Source organism: Tomitella cavernea (assembly GCF_016599145.1).
GTDB classification, from domain to species: Bacteria; Actinomycetota; Actinomycetes; order Mycobacteriales; family Mycobacteriaceae; genus Tomitella; species Tomitella cavernae.
On sequence record NZ_JAENKO010000004.1, the window covers coordinates 15,092 to 32,952 of the forward strand.

General features: G+C 70.4%; 16 protein-coding genes. 14 read left to right on the plus strand and 2 right to left on the minus strand.

The window, feature by feature from the left end; genetic code table 11:
* The 4 genes from JJ683_RS02855 to JJ683_RS02870 all read left to right on the plus strand — a co-directional run bounded on the left by JJ683_RS02855 (nucleotide 1) and on the right by JJ683_RS02870 (nucleotide 3,042).
* On the plus strand, nucleotides 1–477 hold the full coding sequence (locus JJ683_RS02855; RefSeq protein ID WP_200171162.1) for a MaoC family dehydratase N-terminal domain-containing protein: 477 nt from the start codon (nucleotides 1–3) through the stop codon (nucleotides 475–477).
* A complete protein-coding gene (locus tag JJ683_RS02860) occupies nucleotides 474–890 on the plus strand; it encodes a MaoC/PaaZ C-terminal domain-containing protein (protein ID WP_200171163.1) in 417 nt (138 codons plus the stop codon). The genes JJ683_RS02855 and JJ683_RS02860 overlap by 4 nt, the downstream gene beginning before the upstream one ends.
* 14 nt (nucleotides 891–904) lie before the next feature.
* Entirely contained in the window at nucleotides 905–1,735 is an 831-nt protein-coding gene (locus JJ683_RS02865) for an SDR family NAD(P)-dependent oxidoreductase (RefSeq protein ID WP_200171164.1), read from the plus strand.
* A gap of 62 nt (nucleotides 1,736–1,797) precedes the next feature.
* A complete protein-coding gene (locus tag JJ683_RS02870) occupies nucleotides 1,798–3,042 on the plus strand; it encodes a TetR/AcrR family transcriptional regulator (RefSeq protein WP_200171165.1) in 1,245 nt (414 codons plus the stop codon).
* Between the two features lie 93 nt (nucleotides 3,043–3,135).
* On the opposite strand, the gene JJ683_RS02875 is transcribed toward JJ683_RS02870, so the two are convergent.
* Nucleotides 3,136–3,807, minus strand: coding sequence for a helix-turn-helix domain-containing protein (locus JJ683_RS02875; RefSeq protein WP_200171166.1), 672 nt, complete (start codon nucleotides 3,805–3,807; stop codon nucleotides 3,136–3,138).
* Between the two features lie 97 nt (nucleotides 3,808–3,904).
* Here JJ683_RS02875 and JJ683_RS02880 point away from each other — a divergent pair, with 97 nt between their 5' ends.
* From JJ683_RS02880 to JJ683_RS02910, 7 genes are all read left to right on the plus strand, one after another.
* Nucleotides 3,905–4,786 (plus strand): CoA transferase, encoded by an 882-nt coding sequence (locus JJ683_RS02880; RefSeq protein WP_200171167.1) that lies wholly within the window; start codon nucleotides 3,905–3,907, stop codon nucleotides 4,784–4,786.
* Nucleotides 4,783–5,958, plus strand: coding sequence for a thiolase family protein (locus tag JJ683_RS02885; protein ID WP_200171168.1), 1,176 nt, complete (start codon nucleotides 4,783–4,785; stop codon nucleotides 5,956–5,958). Before JJ683_RS02880 ends, JJ683_RS02885 begins: the two co-directional genes overlap by 4 nt.
* 10 nt (nucleotides 5,959–5,968) lie before the next feature.
* Nucleotides 5,969–7,627 (plus strand): long-chain-fatty-acid--CoA ligase, encoded by a 1,659-nt coding sequence (locus JJ683_RS02890; RefSeq protein WP_200171169.1) that lies wholly within the window; start codon nucleotides 5,969–5,971, stop codon nucleotides 7,625–7,627.
* Between the two features lie 63 nt (nucleotides 7,628–7,690).
* Nucleotides 7,691–8,476 carry an enoyl-CoA hydratase/isomerase family protein gene (locus JJ683_RS02895; RefSeq protein WP_200171170.1) on the plus strand — a complete coding sequence of 262 codons (786 nt, stop codon included), beginning with the start codon at nucleotides 7,691–7,693 and terminating at the stop codon, nucleotides 8,474–8,476.
* Between the two features lie 6 nt (nucleotides 8,477–8,482).
* Nucleotides 8,483–9,661, plus strand: coding sequence for an acyl-CoA dehydrogenase family protein (locus tag JJ683_RS02900; RefSeq protein ID WP_200171171.1), 1,179 nt, complete (start codon nucleotides 8,483–8,485; stop codon nucleotides 9,659–9,661).
* Between the two features lie 89 nt (nucleotides 9,662–9,750).
* Nucleotides 9,751–11,259 (plus strand): class I adenylate-forming enzyme family protein, encoded by a 1,509-nt coding sequence (locus JJ683_RS02905; RefSeq protein ID WP_200171172.1) that lies wholly within the window; start codon nucleotides 9,751–9,753, stop codon nucleotides 11,257–11,259.
* A gap of 98 nt (nucleotides 11,260–11,357) precedes the next feature.
* Nucleotides 11,358–12,875 (plus strand): acetyl-CoA acetyltransferase, encoded by a 1,518-nt coding sequence (locus JJ683_RS02910; RefSeq protein WP_200171173.1) that lies wholly within the window; start codon nucleotides 11,358–11,360, stop codon nucleotides 12,873–12,875.
* Between the two features lie 42 nt (nucleotides 12,876–12,917).
* Here JJ683_RS02910 and JJ683_RS02915 read toward each other — a convergent pair whose 3' ends face one another.
* The gene (locus tag JJ683_RS02915; protein WP_200171174.1) at nucleotides 12,918–13,514 is read right to left on the minus strand and encodes a TetR/AcrR family transcriptional regulator; all 597 of its coding nucleotides are present in this window, start codon (nucleotides 13,512–13,514) and stop codon (nucleotides 12,918–12,920) included.
* A gap of 295 nt (nucleotides 13,515–13,809) precedes the next feature.
* Between JJ683_RS02915 and JJ683_RS02920 the strand changes: the two genes are divergently transcribed.
* The 3 genes from JJ683_RS02920 (at nucleotide 13,810) to JJ683_RS02930 (ending at nucleotide 17,842) form a co-directional block, all read left to right on the plus strand.
* Entirely contained in the window at nucleotides 13,810–15,129 is a 1,320-nt protein-coding gene (locus tag JJ683_RS02920) for an oxygenase MpaB family protein (protein WP_372435224.1), read from the plus strand.
* 40 nt (nucleotides 15,130–15,169) lie between these two features.
* On the plus strand, nucleotides 15,170–16,276 hold the full coding sequence (locus JJ683_RS02925; protein ID WP_200171175.1) for a lipocalin-like domain-containing protein: 1,107 nt from the start codon (nucleotides 15,170–15,172) through the stop codon (nucleotides 16,274–16,276).
* 111 nt (nucleotides 16,277–16,387) lie between these two features.
* On the plus strand, nucleotides 16,388–17,842 hold the full coding sequence (locus tag JJ683_RS02930; RefSeq protein WP_200171176.1) for a phytoene desaturase family protein: 1,455 nt from the start codon (nucleotides 16,388–16,390) through the stop codon (nucleotides 17,840–17,842).
* The last annotated feature ends 19 nt before the right edge of the window (nucleotides 17,843–17,861 follow it).

Here is a 17,861-nt window from a genome sequence, read left to right on the forward strand (position 1 = left end):
ATGGCGATCGACCCGTCCGTCGTCGGCCGCGAGCTCGCGCCGGTGACCGCCGTAATAGAGGCCGGTCGTCTCGCGCTGTTCGCCACGGCGACCGGCCAGGACGACCCCGTCTACTCGGATCCGGCCGCGGCCCGCGCCGCGGGGCATCCGGGCGTGCCGGTTCCGCCCACGTTCCTGTTCGGCATCGAGCTCGACCAGCCGGAGCCGTTCGGGTGGCTGACGGATCTGGGCGTGGACTTGCGCCACGTCCTGCACGGCGAACAGTCCTTCACCTACCACGCGCAGGCCTATGCCGGCGAAGAAGTGACGGCCCGGCCCCACATCGCCGAGGTGTACAGCAAGAAGTCCGGCACGCTGCAGTTCATCGCCAAGCACACGCGCGTCACACGCGTCGACGGGACCGCCGTCGCCGACCTGGAATCGCTGATCGTGGTGCGCGAACCCGCCCCCGCACATCCCCGAGAGGAGCAGCGATGAGCGTCCCCGCCGGCATCTCCCGCGATACCGCCCCCGGCACCGCGCTTCCGCCGCTGCCGGTCCCGCCGATCTCCCGGACCACGCTGGCGCTGTTCGCCGGCGCCTCGGGTGATCACAACCCGATCCATATCGACCTCGACAACGCGCGGTCGGCCGGCCTGGACGACGTGTTCGCCCACGGCATGCTCTCGATGGCCTACCTGGGCCGAATGCTGACCGATTGGGCACCCCAGGAGCGGATCCGTTCTCTGCGCGTGCGGTTCTCCGCGATCACCCCGGTGCATGCGCAACCGACGTGCACCGGGGTCGTCACCGGCAACGACGACGGCCTGCTCACCGTGGAACTCGCGGCCACCCTGGCCGACGGCACCGTGACGCTCGCAGGCGACGCGACCATCGACACCCACCACTAGAAAGGCACCGAACGATGGGCAAACTGGACGGCAAGACCGCGATCGTCACCGGCTCCGGCAGGGGTATCGGACGTGAGATCGCCCTCAAGCTGGCGTCGGACGGCGCGTCGGTGGTCGTCAACGACCTCGACGCGCAGCCCGCCGAGCAGACCGTCGCCGACATCAAGGCCGCCGGCGGCCGCGCCGTCGCCTGCACGGGCAGCGTCACCGACCCCGAGTTCGCCGAGCGGTTCGTCGCCACCGCCACCGACACCTACGGCGGGCTCGACATCATCGTCAACAACGCCGGGTACACCTGGGACTCCGTGGTGCAGAAGATGTCCGACGAGCAGTGGGACGCGATCCTCGACGTGCACCTCAAGGCCCCGTTCCGCATCCTGCGGGCCGCGCAGCCGGTGATCTCCCAGGCCGCCAAGGCGGCCAAGGCCGACGGCTCCCCCGTGCCGTGCCGCAAGGTCGTCAACATCTCCTCCATCGCCGGACTCGGCGGCAATGCCGGGCAGATCAACTACGCGGCGGCCAAAGCCGGGATCGTCGGGATGACGAAGACCCTCGCCAAGGAATGGGGCCGGTACAACGTCACGGTCAACACCGTCGCCTTCGGGCTCATCAAAACGCGGCTCACCGAGACCCCGGCCGACGGGGACAGCACCATCGACGTCGCCGGTCGAGAGATCAAGGTCGGCGTCAACCCTGATCTGCTCCACACGATGGAGCAGATGATCCCCCTGGGCCGGGCGGGCACTCCGTCCGAGGCGGCCGGTGCGGTATATCTGATGTGCATCCCGGAGTCGGACTACGTCAGCGCGCAGACGGTGATCTGCGGCGGCGGCTTCTACCTCTGACCAGGAAGACCTCTGCGGGCGGGGCCGGAGTGCACCAGGATCGCCACGCGAAAGGACGGGCCATGGACCGCACCGCGGCCGACGCTCCGCCGCCCAACACCCGGCCCCGCAACCGCAGGGCGATGATCCTCGCCGCCGCATCGGAGCTGTTCGCACGGCGCGGCTACGCGAACACCTCCATGACGGACATCGCCGAATCGGTGGCCATCGGCCCGTCCGCGCTGTATCGGCATTTCCCGGGCAAGCAGCAGCTGCTCGCGGAGGTGATCGACGCCGGACTCGAGCCGATGCACCGCATGGACGACGAGTTCCGCCTGGGTGAGCACCCGGATGCGCTGCAGCGGTTGGCCGCGCACGCGCTGGAGCACCGGCTGATCGGGGCGCTGTGGCAGCGCGAGGTCCGGCACCTGCCGGCCGCCGAGCGCGAGCTGTTCCGCGCGCGGCTGCGGGAACTCACCGCCGTGTTCACACGACGGGTGCAGGACGCCCGCGACGAGCTCGACGCGGAGACGGCCGGTCTCGCCGCGGCGATGCTGCTCTCCGCGCTGGCGAGCCCCGGACTCCACAACTTCGCCGTCGACGACGCCGAATACGCCCGGGTGCTCGCCGAGGTCCTCACCGTGGTCCTGGAGGCCCCGTACCCGTCACGTGCTGGAGCCGAGGGCACCGACGGATCCGACAGAGCCGTCGGCGCCCTCGTGCCTCTGACGGAGCCGCCGCTGCCCACCCCCGCGTCCCGGCGTGAGGAACTGCTGATCCACGCGGTACGGCTGTTCGCGCGCGACGGATACGCGGCGGTCGGCCTCGATGAGATCGGCGCCGCCGCAGGCATCAGCGGGCCCAGCGTGTACAACCACTTCCCGAGCAAGCTGGCGCTGCTGACCACCGCATTCCACCGGGGCACCGGCACGCTGTTCACCGGAGTGTCCGCCGCGTATTCGACCTCCGCGACCGCCGGCGACGCTCTTCGCTCGCTGCTGTCGTCGTATCTGGAATTCGCCCGCGGCAATCCCCACCTCGTGGGCCTGCTCGCGACGGAGATCGAGCACCTGTCGCCCGAGGAGCGCGAGTTCGGCGAGAACGCGCAACGCGGTTACCTGCGCGAGTGGACGCACCTGCTGTGCGCGCTGCACCCCGATGCCGGCGAAGCGGCCTGCCGCATCCGCGTGAGCACCACAATCGACGTCATCAACTCCGCCGCGCGCATGCGACGGTTCGGATCCGCCCGCGATCCGGGCGGGACGCTGGAACCGCTGTGCCTGCGCATGCTCGGCATCGACGCGGGCGGCGGTGCTGACTCGCGGTGACGGCGGTGCGTATCACTACAGCCGCGCCAATGTCACCGAGTACGCGCCACCCCACCCGCGGCTGCTCGCGCCCTCCTCGCTGAGCCGTCCGGCCTACGTCCAGTCGCCCGACCTGTCCTCGACCGCGACACGCACGGTAGGTTTGCGCGTTTCGTCGCGCTCGCCGAGCTGCTCCCACATCACCTGGACCATGGGGGCCAGCAGAAGCTCCCCGAGCTGACGGACCATCACCGCGACCACCTGCGCGGATTCCGGTCGCTGGGTCGATGCCAGACCTGCGCTGCGGGCGTGCGCGACTTCCCGCGCAGTGAGTTCGGTGAGCCTGCGCAGCAGTCCCCCGCCCGAGGCCGGGTCGAGCGCGTCGCGCCGCACGTAGTCCACGATCAAGGGATTGTCGCGCAGCATCGCGCGCACGGCGTCGTCGCGGGCCGCCGCGACGCGCGCCCCGGTGCCCGCTGAGGCGACCGGCCCGCCCCGGCGGACATGCGCTCCGCGGGCACCGTCCCGGGGCGCATCCGCGCAGTCATCGGGAACCGAGGCGATCGCCCGCGCGAAGTAGTCCACCACGAGCTGTTCGACAGCTTCGCGCAACCCGTCCTTGGTCTTGTAGTGGTGCTGGACCAGGCCCAGGGTGACGCCGGCGTGCGAGGCGACCTTGCGCAGCGACACGCGCTGCTCGCCCTGCTCGCCGAACAGTTCCAGCGCCGCATTGCGCACGCGTGCCTTCGCCGTCAGGTCGCCGTCACCACCGATCGGCTCAGCCATCGTCATCCGCCTCCATGCCGTGCAGAGTAGCGCCTTGCCGGCTCCTCTTTACAACTGACATGTTTACGATACAGTTGTATTGGCAAAGGAGTGGTGCATGTTTCACGATCTCAACGGAATCTCGGTGGTCAGCCTGGCGGTGAATCTTCCCGGTCCTCTCGCCTCCGCACGGCTGCGCGCACTCGGCGCCCGCGTCACCAAGATCGAGCCGCCGGCAGGAGACCCGCTGGCCTCCGTCAGCCCCACCTGGTATCGGGAGCTCTCCGAGGGGCAGGACGTTCTGACGATCGACGTCAAGGCGCACCCCGAACGGATGCACGCACTCCTCGCCGACGCGGATCTGCTCATCACCGCGATGCGGCCGTCGGCGTTGCAACGCCTCGGACTCGGCAACATCCACGAGCGCTTCCCGCGCCTGTGCCACATCGAGATCGTCGGCGCGGACGGCGACGGCGCCGAGCGGCCCGGCCACGACCTCACCTACCAGGCCGCACACGGCACCCTCGCACCGCCGGCCATGCCTACAGTGCCGGTGGCGGACCTGCTCGGGGCCGAGCGCTCCGTGGCTGCGGCACTGCTGGCCTTGCGCCACCGCGACGCCACCGGCGCCGGAGGCCGACACCGGGTCGCGCTCGAGGACGCCGCCGCCGACGCCGGCGCGGCCGTCCGTCACGGGCTGACCGGCGGCGGCGCCCCGCTGGGAGGCGCGTTGCCCGGCTACGGCATCTACGCCACCGCAGACGGGCACCTCGCCCTCGGTGCGCTGGAACCGCACTTCTGGGAACGCACGTGTGCCGCACTCACGGTGCCCGGTACGCACTCCGGACTCGCCGCCGCCTTCGCCTCCCGCACCACCGCCGAGTGGGAGCGGTGGGCCGGTGCCCACGACGTCCCCCTCGCTGCCGTCCGTGTCCCGTCCCCCGCCGACGGACCCGGCACGGCGCACAACACCAAACCCCCATCAGGAGTGACCTCATGACACACCGTGAGCCCGTGATCATCGATGCCGTGCGGACCCCCGTCGGCAAGCGGGGCGGCGCCCTGCACCGCTGGCATCCCGCCGACCTGTTCGCGCAGACTCTGCGCGCCCTCGTCGACAGGTCCGGAATCGACCCGGCCGACGTCGACGACGTCATCGTCGGGGCGGTGCTGCAGCAGGACCAGCAGACCGGCAACCTCGGCAGGCACGCGGTGCTCGCCGCCGGTTTCCCCGAGTCCGTCCCCGCGGTGACCATCGACCGCCAGTGCGGCTCCGGACAGCAGGCGGTGAGCTTCGCGGCCCAGGGCGTCGCCGCCGGCGCCTACGATCTGGTGATCGCCGGCGGCGTCGAATCGATGTCCCAAGTGCCCCTTCCCCCGTCGCTTCGGCCCGGCGCACCCCTGGGGCCGCAGTACAGCCCCCGTGAATTCGCCCGCTACGGCGACGCCCTCACCCCGCAAGGCCCGTCGTCGGACCTGCTCAACACTCGTTTCGGCCTCACCCGCCCGGCGCTCGACGCTTTCAGCGCGCGCAGCCACGAACGCGCCGCCGCGGCCGCCGCAGACGGGCGCCTGCGGGACGCGCTGGTGCCGCTGACCGAGGATCCGAGCGATCCGGCCAGCGCCCCCGTCACAGCGGACCAGGGCGTGCGCACCTCGCTCGACGCCGACAAGATGGCCTCACTCAAGCCTGCGTTCGGGCCCGATGGCACGACCACGGCCGGCAATTCATCGCAGCTCAGCGACGGTGCCGGGGCACTGCTCATCGCCGACCGCGCCTGGGCCGAACGCCACGGGCTCCGGCCCCGGGCCCGGTTCCGTGCGATGACGGTGGCCGCCGCCGACCCGGTCATCCAGTTCACCGCGATCCTCGACGCCACCCGCAAAGCCCTCACGGCCGCGAGCTTGTCCGTCGACGAGATCGACCGATTCGAGGTCAACGAGGCGTTCGCCGGGGTGCCGCTGATGTTCCAGCAGCAACTCTCCATCCCCGACGAGAAGCTCAACGTCAACGGCGGCTCGGTCTCCATCGGGCACCCACTCGGCTCGACGGGTGCGCGCATGCTCGCCGACCTGCTCTGCGAACTCGACCAGGGTGGCGCGCGCCTGGGACTGCAGACCATCTGCGAGGCCGCGGGCACCGCCAACACCACCATCATCGAGCGAATCTGAGGAACCCCCCATGCCCCACCACACCCCCGTACGCGGGCGGCCCGCCACCCACGGCGACCATTTCCAGCTCAACACCACGACGCTGATCCGCCACGCCGCCCGCACCTTTCCGGAACAGCAGATCGTGTACCGCACCGCGGACGGCGGCTGGGACCGGTACACCTACGCCGACGCCTACCGGCGCATCATGTCCGCCGCGAACGTACTCGAGGGCCTCGGCGTCGGCCCGGGCGACGTCGTCGGAATCCTCGATTGGAACAGCAAGCGGCACTTCGAGTTGTACTGGGCGATCCCGGGGCTCGCGGCCGTGATGCTCCAGATGAACCTGCGCCTGGCGCCCGCGGACCTCGGGTACGTCACCGACCACAGCGGCGCGTCGGTGGTTCTGGTCGACGAATCCTTGCTGCCCGCCGCCGAAGCGCTCGCCCCCCATGCCCCCGGCGTGCACACCTGGGTGATCCTCTCGGACAACCCGATGGAGCAGATCGCAACGACGCTGCCGAACGCGGTGCACTTCGAGGATCTCATGGCGGCCGCGCCGGACCGGCACGCCTGGCCCGTCATCGACGAGACCTCTGCCTACAGCGCCTGCTACACGTCCGGCACCACCGGCCGGCCCAAGGGCATCTACTACTCGCACCGGGGCATCTACCTGCACTCCTACGCCCAGGCACAGTCCCTCGGCCTGAACGCGGCGGACACGGTCATGCTCATCACGCCGATGTTCCACGGACAATCCTGGGGTCTGCCTCAGTCCGCAGTCCTCGCCGCCGCGAAAGTCGTCCTGCCCGGCCGGTACGTCGCCGAGGATACGAGCGTGCTCGTCGACGCGATGCTCGCCGAGGAGGTCACTGTCGCCAATGGAGCGCCGGCGATCTTCCAGCCGATGCTGGACTACATCGCGACGCTGGCGGACAAGCCGGATCTGTCCCGCGCGCGGCTCGTCTCCGGGGCCACCGAGCCCGCCCTGTCGCTGATGCGCGGATTCCACGACCTCACCGGCGCAGATGTCATCCACGCCTACGGCGCCACCGAGACCACCCCGCTGGTCACCGTCAACCGGTTCAAGCCCACCCTGCGCGGACGGCTCGGCGACGACGAACAATGGGACCTGCGCCGCTGCCAGGGCCTCCCGCTCAGCGGCGTCGACATCCGAATCGTCGACCCGAACGGCGAGGAAGTGCCGTGGGACGGGACCGCGCAGGGCGAGGTGCAGGTGCGCGGGCCCTGGATCATCGAGAGCTACTACGCCCTCGACGACAACGACGAACGGTTCGACGACGGCTGGTGGAAGTCCGGGGACGTCGGCCGCATAGACCGGCACGGCTACCTCAAGCTCACCGACCGCATCAAGGACGTAATCAAGTCCGGCGGCGAGTGGATCTCGTCGATCGACATGGAGAACGCCCTCATGGCGCACCCGAAGATCGTCGAGGCCGCGGTGGTGGGCGTGCCGCACCCCAAGTGGCAAGAACGCCCGGTGGCGGTGGTCGTCACCGACGACGGCGCGGATCTTCCGCTGGCGGAGGTGCACCGCGCGCTCGAAGGCTGCTTCGCGTCCTGGCAGATGCCGGAAACCGTGATCTGCGTGGACACGTTGCCCCACACCAGCGTCGGCAAACTCGACAAGAAGTCGCTCCGCAGCGGATACCAGGACCTGTACTCCTGAGCTCCGCCGGCGGCTCTCGACCCGCCCAGCCCTCCCTCACCCCTCACTATGGACGGAACCCGGATGACGGACACCCCTGCGCTCATCACCACGCGCGACGACGCCATCGTCACCATGACGATCACCCGGCCCCAGGCCAAAAACAGCCTCAATGAAGACGTGCTGACCGCCCTCGGCGCGCGCCTCGACGCGCTGCGCCACGACGATTCCGTGCGCGCGATCATTCTCACCGGAGCAGGCGGCGTGTTCTGCGCCGGAGCCGACATCACGGCATTCGACGCGATCCGCGCGCAGAGCCTGCTCGGCCCGCGGCCTGCCCTCGGCGGCGACATCTGGGCGGCCCTCGGCACGTTCACCAAGCCGGTGATCGCCGCGGTGGAAGGGCTGGCCCTCGGCGGGGGCCTGGAACTCGTCCTGGCCTGCGACATCGCCGTCGCCGGCCGGTCGGCACGGCTGGGCGTGCCCGAGGTGAAACTCGGCGTGATCCCCGGCGGCGGCGGGACGCAACGGCTCATCCGCGCCTGCGGCAAGGCACGGGCCATGGCGATGCTACTCACGGGGGACGTGGTGACCGCGCAGGAGGCCCGCGACGACGGCATCATCTCCGAGTTGGTCGACGACGGCGACGCCCTCGACGCCGCACACGCGATGGCCGCACGCATCGCCGGCAACTCTCCGCTGGCGGTCGCGCTCGCCAAGGACGCAGCGCTACGCGCCTTCGAGACGACGCTCTCGCAGGGCCTCGAACTCGAGAAACGCAACTTCGACACCGCAGTCGCATCCGCCGACAGCCACGAAGGCCAATCGGCGTTCCTGGCAAAACGCAAGCCTGAATTCACTGGGAGGTAGACACCGATGACCGCACCCCGCCGCCCGGGCCCGCTGTTCCCCGAGTACCACGCTCCGTGGGAGACGGAGGAGCACAAGGCGTTACGTGCGCACGCCGCAGAATTCTTCCGCCGCGAGGCCACCCCGCACCAGAAGCGCTGGGCCGACCAGCACATGGTGGACCGGGACTTGTGGACCAAGGCCGGCTCCGCCGGGCTCCTGTGCCCGGGACTGCCCGAACGCTATGGCGGCGCCGGCGGCGACTTCGGCCACGAAGCCGTCGTCGAACAGGAACGCACCCTCGCGCACGACACGGCCTTCGGGTTCAACGTGCACTCGACGATCGTCGCCCACTACATCGCCGCCTACGCCACCGAAGACCAGAAGCAGCGGTGGATTCCCCACCTCGCCTCCGGGGAGATGGTCCTCGGCATCGCCATGACCGAACCCGGCACCGGTTCCGACCTGCAGTCGGTCCGCACCACGGCCATCCGCGACGGCGACCACTACGTCGTCAACGGATCGAAAACGTTCATCTCCAACGCCACCCACTGCAATCTACTGGTCATCGTCGCGAAAACCGACCCCTCCCAGGGGTCGAAAGGCATCTCGCTGCTCGTCGCCGAAACGGACGGGCTCGACGGTTTCGAACGCGGCCGGATACTCGACAAGATCGGGCAGCACGGCCAGGACACCCGCGAACTCGCGTTCACCGACATGCGCGTGCCCGTCGACAACCTGCTCGGCGGCGAGGAGAGCCGCGGATTCGCGCAACTCATGGAGCAACTCCCGCGCGAGCGGCTCATCATCGCCGTCACCGGCGTCGCGATGGCGGAGGCGGCCGTCGCCGAGACCATCGCCTATGCCAAGGAGCGCAGTGCCTTCGGCACGCCCCTCATCGATTTCCAGAACACCCGCTTCGTCCTTGCCGAGTGCAAGGCCGAGGTGCTCGCCGGCAAAGCGCTGATCGACCACTGCATCGTCGAATACAACGCGGGCCGCCTCGACGCCGCCACCGCGTCGATGGCCAAGTTGTGGTGCACCGACAAGCAGGTCGAGGTGGTCGACAAGTGCCTGCAGATATTCGGCGGGTACGGCTACATCATGGAGTACCCCATTGCACAGATGTACGCCGCCGCCCGCGTGCAGAAGATCTACGGCGGAACCAACGAGATCATGAAGTTGCTCATCGCGCGCTCGCTGTGAGTCCCCGGTCCGCCACCCGCCGTCTGAGCCGCGCACCCGGCCCGGGCGGTGGCCGACGCCCGCTCCCCCGCCCCCCTACGGAGGTCGCCATGACACCTCTGCACGGTCAGCTCGCCGTCAATGCCCACCGCATCCCCGACGACACGGCCGTTGTCCTCAAGGACCACACCTTCTCTTACACGGAGTTCGATGAGGAGGTGAACCGCTATGCGCACGCCCTGGCGTCCCTGGGGGTGCGCAAGGGCGACCGCGTCGCGGTGCTGTCGACGAACTCCGACCGTTTCCTGCTCGCCCTGTACGGCGCGTTCCGGATCGGGGCGATCGCCTCGCCGTTCAACCCGCGTTCGGCCCCGTTGGAGTTGCACTACCTGCTCACCGACTCCGGCGCCTCCGTACTGGCATTCGGCGGCGACACGGCGGAGGTCGTACGTGCCCTCAGCACCCATGACGATCTCGCTCCCGTGGACGCGCGTGTGGTATCGCTCGACGGCGCGGACGGATTCGACGACCTTGCGCACCTGGCCGCCACCATGCCCGCACACGACCCCGGTGTGGCCGTGGCCGAGGACGACGACGCGATCATCATGTACACCTCCGGCACCACCGGCGCGCCGAAGGGCGCCCTGTTCGATCACCACCGGATGCTGCGGGTCGGCCAGTCGATGACCGCGCTGGGACTGACCGCCGGGCAGCGGCAGCTGCACGCCGCGCCGCTGTACCACTGCGCAGAGCTCGCGCTGATGACGATGACCGGACTGACCAATGGCAACGAGAACCACATCATGGACGTGTTCGACCCGGTAGCCGTCGTTGATTCGCTCGAACGCCACCGCATCACGCTGCTACTCGCTGTGCCGACGATGTATCAGATGATCATGCGGGTTCCGGGCATCACCGAGCGCGACCTGTCCGCATGGCATACCGGCTTCTTCGGGGCAGCGCCCATGCCGCCGACCGCCGTCGCCGAACTCTCCCGGAAATTTCCGAACGTACAGTTCACGCAGCTGTGCGGCCCCACCGAGGGCGGGTCGACGGGCATCTACTCCGCGCCCCATGAAGTACGGGAACGCCCGGACACCACGGGACGCCGGGCCGTGCCCTACGCCCAGGTACGCCTGGCCGACGGGAATGGCGACGAGCCCGAGGTCGGCACGCCCGGCGAGATCCTGTTGCGCGTCCCGTCCATGATGAAACGGTACTGGAACAAGCCCGAAGCCACGGAAGCCGCGCTGCGCGACGGCTGGCTGCACACCGGCGACCTCGCAGTGCGCGACGAGCACGGATACTTCACGATCGTCGATCGCCTCAAGGACATGATCATCACCGGCGGAATGAACGTCTACTCGGTCGAGGATGAGAACGCGCTCGCCGGACACCCGGAAGTGCAGGACGTGGCCGTGATCGGCCGCCCGCACGAGACTTACGGCGAAACGATCGTCGCCGTCGTCACCCCGGTCGAGGGTCGCGAGGTGACCCTTGAGGGGCTGCGCGAGTACGCCGCCGACCGCATCGGGGAACACATAGCTGCCCCGCGTGCTGGTGACCCTGCCGATTCCCCGCAATCCCTCCGGCAAGATCCTCAAGCACGTGTTGCGTGAGCAGCTCCCCGCGCAATGATCCCCGCGCGACCTACTCGGCGCCCCCGAGACGGTCCTACGGTGCGTGCCGGGCCCCCTCCGGCGATACGCTGCCGACCATGACCCTCGATCCGCGTACACCCGTCCTCGTCGGCGGCGGCCAGGTGTCGGAACACGACGGCGGCATCGAACCGGTGGATCTGATCGCCGAGGCCGCCCGGGCCGCTGCCGCCGAAGCCGGATCGCCGCGGCTCCTCGAAACCCTCGATACGGTCTGGCTCTCGCGGATCCTCTCGTGGCCGTACCGCGACCCGGGCCTCCTCGTCGCGCACCGCATCGGCGCGGTCCCCCGCCACACCGGCTACAGCGGCACCGCGGGGAGTGTTCCGCAGGTCCTCCTCGCGCGTGCCGCCGACGACATCGCCGCCGGCCGCCGCGACGCCGTCCTGGTCGGCGGCGCCGAATCCTGGCGCACCTTGATGAAGCTGCGCGCACAGGACCGCACACCCGAGTGGACGGTGCAGCCGGAAGCCATCGCCCCGGCCGAGAACCTGGTCCCGGACGTGCCGATGGGCGCCGAGGCCGAGAAACGCATCGGCTTCACCCGGCCCGCGCACATATATCCGCTGTTCGACGACGCGCTGCGCCTACGGCTCGGACGAACGCGCTCCGTGCACCGCGACGCGCTCGGACGGTTGTGGTCACGAATGAGCCGCGTGGCGGCCGAGAACCCGCACGCCTGGTCACGCGAAGCCCTGTCCACGCAGCAGATCACCACGCCGAGCCGCGAGAACCGCATGATCGCCTCGCCGTATACCAAGCGGATGAACTCGAACAACATGGTCGACCAGGCGGCGGCTCTGCTGATGTGCTCGGCCGCGACCGCGGACGCGCTGGGTATCGGACGCGACCGGTGGGTGTTTCCTCATGCAAGCGTCGAAGGCCATGACACGTACGCGGTCGCCGAACGGCCCGCGCTCGATCGCTGTCATGCGATACGTATCGGCGGACAACGGGCGCTGGAGCTCAGCGGCGTCGGCCTCGACGACATCGCGTATGTGGACCTGTACTCCTGCTTCCCGTCGGCGGTCCAGATCGCCGCGCGCGAGCTCGGGCTGCCGCTCGACGACCCCGCCCGCCCGCTGACCGTCACCGGCGGGCTGTCTTTCGCCGGCGGACCATGGTGCAACTACTCGGCGCACGCGGTCGCGAGCATTGCCGGGCGTCTCCGCGACAACCCCGGCAATTACGGACTGGTCACCGCGAACAGCGGCTACCTGACCAAACAGGCGGTCGGGGTGTACAGCACCGAGCCGCCGGCGAGCGGATTCCGCCGTGCCGACGTGCAGGCCGAGATCGACCGTGTCCCGACAGTCCGGGCTCTCGACACCTACGCCGGACCCGCCACCACGGAGGCGTCCACCGTCGTCTACGACCGGTCCGGCGAACCCGAACGCGCCTTCCTCGCCGCCCGCACCCCCGCAGGCGAAAGGGTGCTGGCCGTCTCGCGGGACGACGCCGACATCGACGCGCTGCAGTCCTGCGAGGACGGTGCGATGGCGGTCGACGTCGCCGCCGACGGCACGTTTCACGTCTCCGGCTCGGCCGCAGGTGAAGGTTTCATCACCACCGTGTGACGCGCAGCTCCGGCCCAGGCCGACGAAAGGGCCGTCCCCTCCCTATGGCCGCGCGGTGACCATGGCGATGAGCCTGTCGATGTCCGCGCCCTCCGGCGCCGGCAGGTTGCCGCGCGCATGGATGAATCCGACGCCCGCGTAGACCATCACCCCGGCGCGCAGGCGCGCGTCCTGCTCGTCGAAGCCGAGCTCGCGCATCGTCGCCTCGACGACGTCGAAGATCCGCCGGTCGAGCACGCGCACGGACTCGGCGATCTGTTCGTTGGTGCGCGCCCAGTCCCGGATCGCCCGCTCGACCGTCCAGGAGCCCTCCGCGAGCAGCATCCGCGACATCACTCCGAGCCGTTCGTCGACGGGTACCGACTCCAGGTCGTCCAGGCCGCGCACGGCGTCGTTCTGGCGCCCGCACCAGTGATCGGCGGTCGCGGCAATCAGCGATCGCAGGTCGGCGAAGTGCCAGTAGAAGCTGCCCTTGGTCACGCCGAGCCGGGCGCACAACGTGGAGATCTTCACGGCGGCCACGCCGTCCTCGACGAGGAGCGCGAGTGCCGCCGTCGTCCAATCGTCGACACCGAGGCGGCCTGATTGCGGAGCGGCCGCGTCGGCCTCCGGGCCACCCGTCCTACTCTTCCGGCCCACGACCTCACCTCCGGCTTCCGCGCACCCGAGACGCACGATACGCACCCGAGGACGTCAAGGACTGAGGACATGCCGACACCGCGTCGTCTCCCGTCCCACGTATCCGGCGGTCGCCTCCTTCGTTGTGGGGCATCACCGATCTCCGCACAACCTGGCACCACACCATACCGTACGGTACGGTGACTGATGCGAAGTGCATCACACCGCACAACCACCGGGTCACGCCCGATGCCTGGACCCCGACGCCGTGCGCAGCCCGCTGCTCTTCCGCAGGCCCCACCGCAAGGAGGACGCCATGACTGCACAGCCCGAGACCGCACAGCCCGCCGCCGCGGACGACGCACCCCCGCCGGGCGGCAGCAGCATGGCGGGGCCGGAGCGGTGCCCCCGGCGCTTCCGCTACTGGCACAACGCCGCCCGGCCGGGCGTGCGCAGAACCCGCGGCGTCATCCGGAACCTCACCGGCTTCGACATCTTCCCCACGCACGCCCAGGCCGTGGACCTGTGCGACGACCTGTACGCGGGCGACCCGGTGGCCGAGCGCTTCGTCGCCGACGTCTTCGACGGACCCATCGGCCCCGCCGAGGGACGCAGGATGCTGCAGCAGGCCCTCGCCGAGGGGATCGACGCCGTCGACGACGCGCCGGAGTCGATGCGGGCGCTGTTCGCCGAGTTCGAGGACGTCCCCGCGTGGGTGGACCGGGACCTGGTCGAGCAGGGCGCGGCGATCTGGCGGCGCTGGGGAACGATGCTGTACTCCGTCGCCGGCGCGATCACCCTCGAGATCTACACCGAGGCCGCCGTCGCCACACCGTTGTCCCTCTCCGGCGGCTACGCCGGCGACAACGCCCTGCGGCGCTTCCTGGAGACCGGGCGGTTCTGGATCGACGTGTCCACCCCTGACACGTTGTTCACCCCCGGATCCGACGGCCGCGCCACGGCGATGCTCGTGCGGGTGATGCACGTGGCGGTGCGCCGGCGCGTGGCCGAGCACCCCGAGTGGCGGGCCGACGACTGGGGCCTGCCCATCAGCCAGACGTACATGCTGCTCACGCTCATCGGCGGCAGCGTCGCACCCGCGCTGGCCCTGTGGCCCCTGGGTTACCTCACCAGCGGCAAAGAGATGCGCGCGCTGCTGCACTTCCAGAAGTACATGGGCCACCTGCTGGGCGTGCAGCCCCGGTGGTTCCCTGAGACCATCGGCGACTGCCTGCGCGTGCTGGCGATGACGATCGCCTCCCGCTCCTACGACGCCGGAGCGCACGGGGCCGAACTGGTCGAATCGTTCCCCCGCGCGTTCGGCCCACGCGACGAGCACCGCGGGCTGCAACGCCTCCGCGCCGCCTACAACGAGCGCATCTACGCCGCCTATTCCGCGCTGTTCATGGCGCCGCGCACCCGGGCGCGTTACGACATGCCGCGCGCCTTCCCCTGGGTCCTCATCCCCGTCGCACGCGCCCCCCTGGTGGCCGCCTCCGAGGTCGCGCGGCGCATCGTCCCCGGCTACGCCCGCCTGCTCGAGGCCGTCATGGTCCGCCATCGGGCGAACTGGCTCGACGCGCAGATGGCCGGGCGCGAAGCCCAGTTCGAAGCGCAAAGCGCGCTGCGCCGCTGATGCATACGCGCTACTCCCCCGTCCCAGCAGAAGGAATGCCATGACAGCACTGACCGCCCTGGGCGCCCGGCTCGGCGCCGGGCCGCGCACCGTCACCGAGGCCTGGCACGGGCCCGGCCGCCGCGACGGCGCCATCGCCCCGATCCCCGCGTCCGCCAACGGCGCCCATCCGTCGGACGCGCGCACCGCCTTCGAGCACTGGTACTTCGACGCGCTGCTCGACGACGGGCACATCGTCGTCGCCATGCTCCAGGCCCGCGAACTCGTCACCCGCAGGCCCGGGGTGGAACTGCACGTCTACTCGCCCGACGGGCGCCGCCGCGAGGTCGTCGCCCGCTACACCGACGCCGACATCGACGCGGATGACGACCGGTGCCGGGTGCGGATCGGCGCCAACACCGCCGAGGTCGAGTACCGCGACGGCGCGCCGCCTGTGCACCACCTGCGCGTGGCGGAAGGCGATCTCGCCTTCGACCTGCGCTTCGACGGCGAGCTGCCCGGATGGATGCCCGGCGACGGGCGCACCACCTACAGCCGCGGGGGCCGCGACACCGGCGAGTTCTTCGCGTGGGTCGTCGGCGCGCCCCGTGCACGCGTCACCGGCACCGTGCGCATCGGCGATACGACCCTCACCGCCCGCGGCACCGGATACCACGACCACAACTGGGGCGTCGGCGACATGAAGCGCGTCATCGACCGGTGGTACTGGGGGCGGCTCTACACCGAGGACTACACGCTGGTCTATGCGAACGTGCTCACGCAGAAGGCGTACGGAGCCCACTGGGCGACGCCGCTCATGCTGGGGCGCCGCGGCGAGGTGATCCTCAGCTCCGGCGAGGTGACGCTGCATCCCGGCCCGGAGAGCTTCGACGCGACCGCGAACCGGACCTACCCCGAGACCCTGCGCATGACGGTGCCCGGCAGCGTGGGCCTGCTGCTGGAAGTGCAGGACATCGTGCACGCGCACGACTTCCTCGCCGACGTGCCGCTGGTGCGCACCGGGCCCGTCAAGGCCTTGGCCAACAGAGTCCTCGGGCGACCCGGCTACTTCCGTTTCCGCAGCCGCTACACGCTCACCGTCACCGACGGCGGCCGGGAGCACGTGCGCACCGGCACAACGCTGCACGAGATGGTGGCGCTGAAGTGACGGGATCTGCAGTGACGGGATAGGGCGCCGCTGGGCTCGCGCGCAGTAACGTGAACCATCCCGGCCCGGTCCGGCCTCGGGGATGGCGCGTGGCGCAGAGAAGGAGCCCGGATGACGACGGCGGTGGTGATCGGCAGCGGTCCCAACGGGTTGTCCGCCGCCGTCCGCCTGGCGCACGCCGGCCTCGATGTGACAGTCCTCGAGGCGGCCGATCATCCTGGCGGCGGGACGCGCACCTCCGAGTTGACGCTGCCCGGAGTGCTGCACGACGAGTGCTCGGGTTTCCACCCGACCGGGGCAGCGTCGCCGTACTTCGCCGCGCTCGGCCTCGAACGGCACGGGTTGCGGTGGTTGTGGCCGGAGGTCGACCTGGCCCACCCGCTCGACGACGGCCGGGCCGCCCTGGCGACACGCGGGCTGCGGCACATCGATTCGCTCGGTGCCGACGCGCACCGGTGGCGGCGCATGTTCACCCCGCTCATCGCACGATTCGACGACCTCGTCGCCGACGTCTTCCGTCCGCTGGTGCACGTGCCCCGGCACCCGGTGACGCTGGGCCGGTTCGGGATCCAGGCGCTCGCACCCGCCATGTGGCAAACGCGGCGGTTCTCCGACGAGCCCGCCCGCGCACTGTTCGCGGGCGTCGCGGCGCACGCCTTCGGCCGGCTGGACACTCCGCTGAGCAGCGCCGTCGGGCTTCTGCTCACCGCCGCCGCGCACGCCTTCGGCTGGCCGGTCGCGGAAGGGGGTTCCGCCGCGATCAGCCGGGCTCTCACAGCGGAGCTCGCGGCGCACGGCGGCCGGGTGCGCACGGGCATCCGAGTGGAATCGCTCGGCGGGCTGCGAGATCTCACCGGCGCCGCTCCGGACGTAGTCTTGCTCGACACAGCTCCGGCGGGCGCGCTCACCATCGCGGGCGACGCGCTGCCCGTCCGGGTGCGCCGCGCGCTGCAGCGGTATTCATACGGGCCGGCCGCGCACAAGGTGGATTTCGCGATCGAGGGCGACATCCCCTGGGTCAACCGCGACTGCGGCCGCGCCGGCACCGTCCACCTCGGCGGCAGCGCTCGGGAGATCGCGGACGTGGAGGCCGCCACTGCGTGTGGGCGGATGCCGCGGCGCCCGTTCGTCCTGCTGGGGCAGCAGTACGTGGCCGATCCCTCGCGATCGGACAGCACGGAGTCGGGAGCCGCGATCAACCCCGTCTATGCATACGCGCACGTGCCACACGGCTACGACGGCGGCGCGGGCGACGCCACCGAGACGGTCATCGCCCAGATCGAACGGTTCGCCCCCGGGTTCCGCGAGCGGATCCTGGCCACTTCGGTGCGCGGGCCCGCAGACCTGGAGGCGCACAACAGCAACTACGTCGGCGGAGACATCGCGGCCGGGGCGCAAACGGCGATACAGACGGTGTTCCGCCCACGGCCGGCCGTCAACCCCTACGCACTCGGGATCCCGGGGGTGTATCTGTGCTCGTCGGCCACCCCGCCCGGCGCCGGCGTGCACGGGATGAGCGGCTACCACGCGGCCGAGGCGGCGCTCGATTGGTTGCGCCGCCGGTGATCGCACTGCTGGGCCTTCC

What these genes read in the sequence shown, in the direction of transcription:
- JJ683_RS02855 (WP_200171162.1), top strand. Translation starts at nt 1, where the DNA reads ATGGCGATCGACCCGTCCGTCGTCGGCCGCGAGCTCGCGCCGGTGACC.
- JJ683_RS02860 (WP_200171163.1), top strand. Translation starts at nt 474, where the DNA reads ATGAGCGTCCCCGCCGGCATCTCCCGCGATACCGCCCCCGGCACCGCG.
- JJ683_RS02920 (WP_372435224.1), top strand. Translation starts at nt 13,810, where the DNA reads ATGACTGCACAGCCCGAGACCGCACAGCCCGCCGCCGCGGACGACGCA.
- JJ683_RS02875 (WP_200171166.1), bottom strand. Translation starts at nt 3,807, where the DNA reads ATGGCTGAGCCGATCGGTGGTGACGGCGACCTGACGGCGAAGGCACGC.
- JJ683_RS02880 (WP_200171167.1), top strand. Translation starts at nt 3,905, where the DNA reads ATGTTTCACGATCTCAACGGAATCTCGGTGGTCAGCCTGGCGGTGAAT.
- JJ683_RS02900 (WP_200171171.1), top strand. Translation starts at nt 8,483, where the DNA reads ATGACCGCACCCCGCCGCCCGGGCCCGCTGTTCCCCGAGTACCACGCT.
- JJ683_RS02910 (WP_200171173.1), top strand. Translation starts at nt 11,358, where the DNA reads ATGACCCTCGATCCGCGTACACCCGTCCTCGTCGGCGGCGGCCAGGTG.
- JJ683_RS02930 (WP_200171176.1), top strand. Translation starts at nt 16,388, where the DNA reads ATGACGACGGCGGTGGTGATCGGCAGCGGTCCCAACGGGTTGTCCGCC.
- JJ683_RS02905 (WP_200171172.1), top strand. Translation starts at nt 9,751, where the DNA reads ATGACACCTCTGCACGGTCAGCTCGCCGTCAATGCCCACCGCATCCCC.
- JJ683_RS02870 (WP_200171165.1), top strand. Translation starts at nt 1,798, where the DNA reads ATGGACCGCACCGCGGCCGACGCTCCGCCGCCCAACACCCGGCCCCGC.
- JJ683_RS02925 (WP_200171175.1), top strand. Translation starts at nt 15,170, where the DNA reads ATGACAGCACTGACCGCCCTGGGCGCCCGGCTCGGCGCCGGGCCGCGC.
- JJ683_RS02890 (WP_200171169.1), top strand. Translation starts at nt 5,969, where the DNA reads ATGCCCCACCACACCCCCGTACGCGGGCGGCCCGCCACCCACGGCGAC.
- JJ683_RS02895 (WP_200171170.1), top strand. Translation starts at nt 7,691, where the DNA reads ATGACGGACACCCCTGCGCTCATCACCACGCGCGACGACGCCATCGTC.
- JJ683_RS02865 (WP_200171164.1), top strand. Translation starts at nt 905, where the DNA reads ATGGGCAAACTGGACGGCAAGACCGCGATCGTCACCGGCTCCGGCAGG.
- JJ683_RS02885 (WP_200171168.1), top strand. Translation starts at nt 4,783, where the DNA reads ATGACACACCGTGAGCCCGTGATCATCGATGCCGTGCGGACCCCCGTC.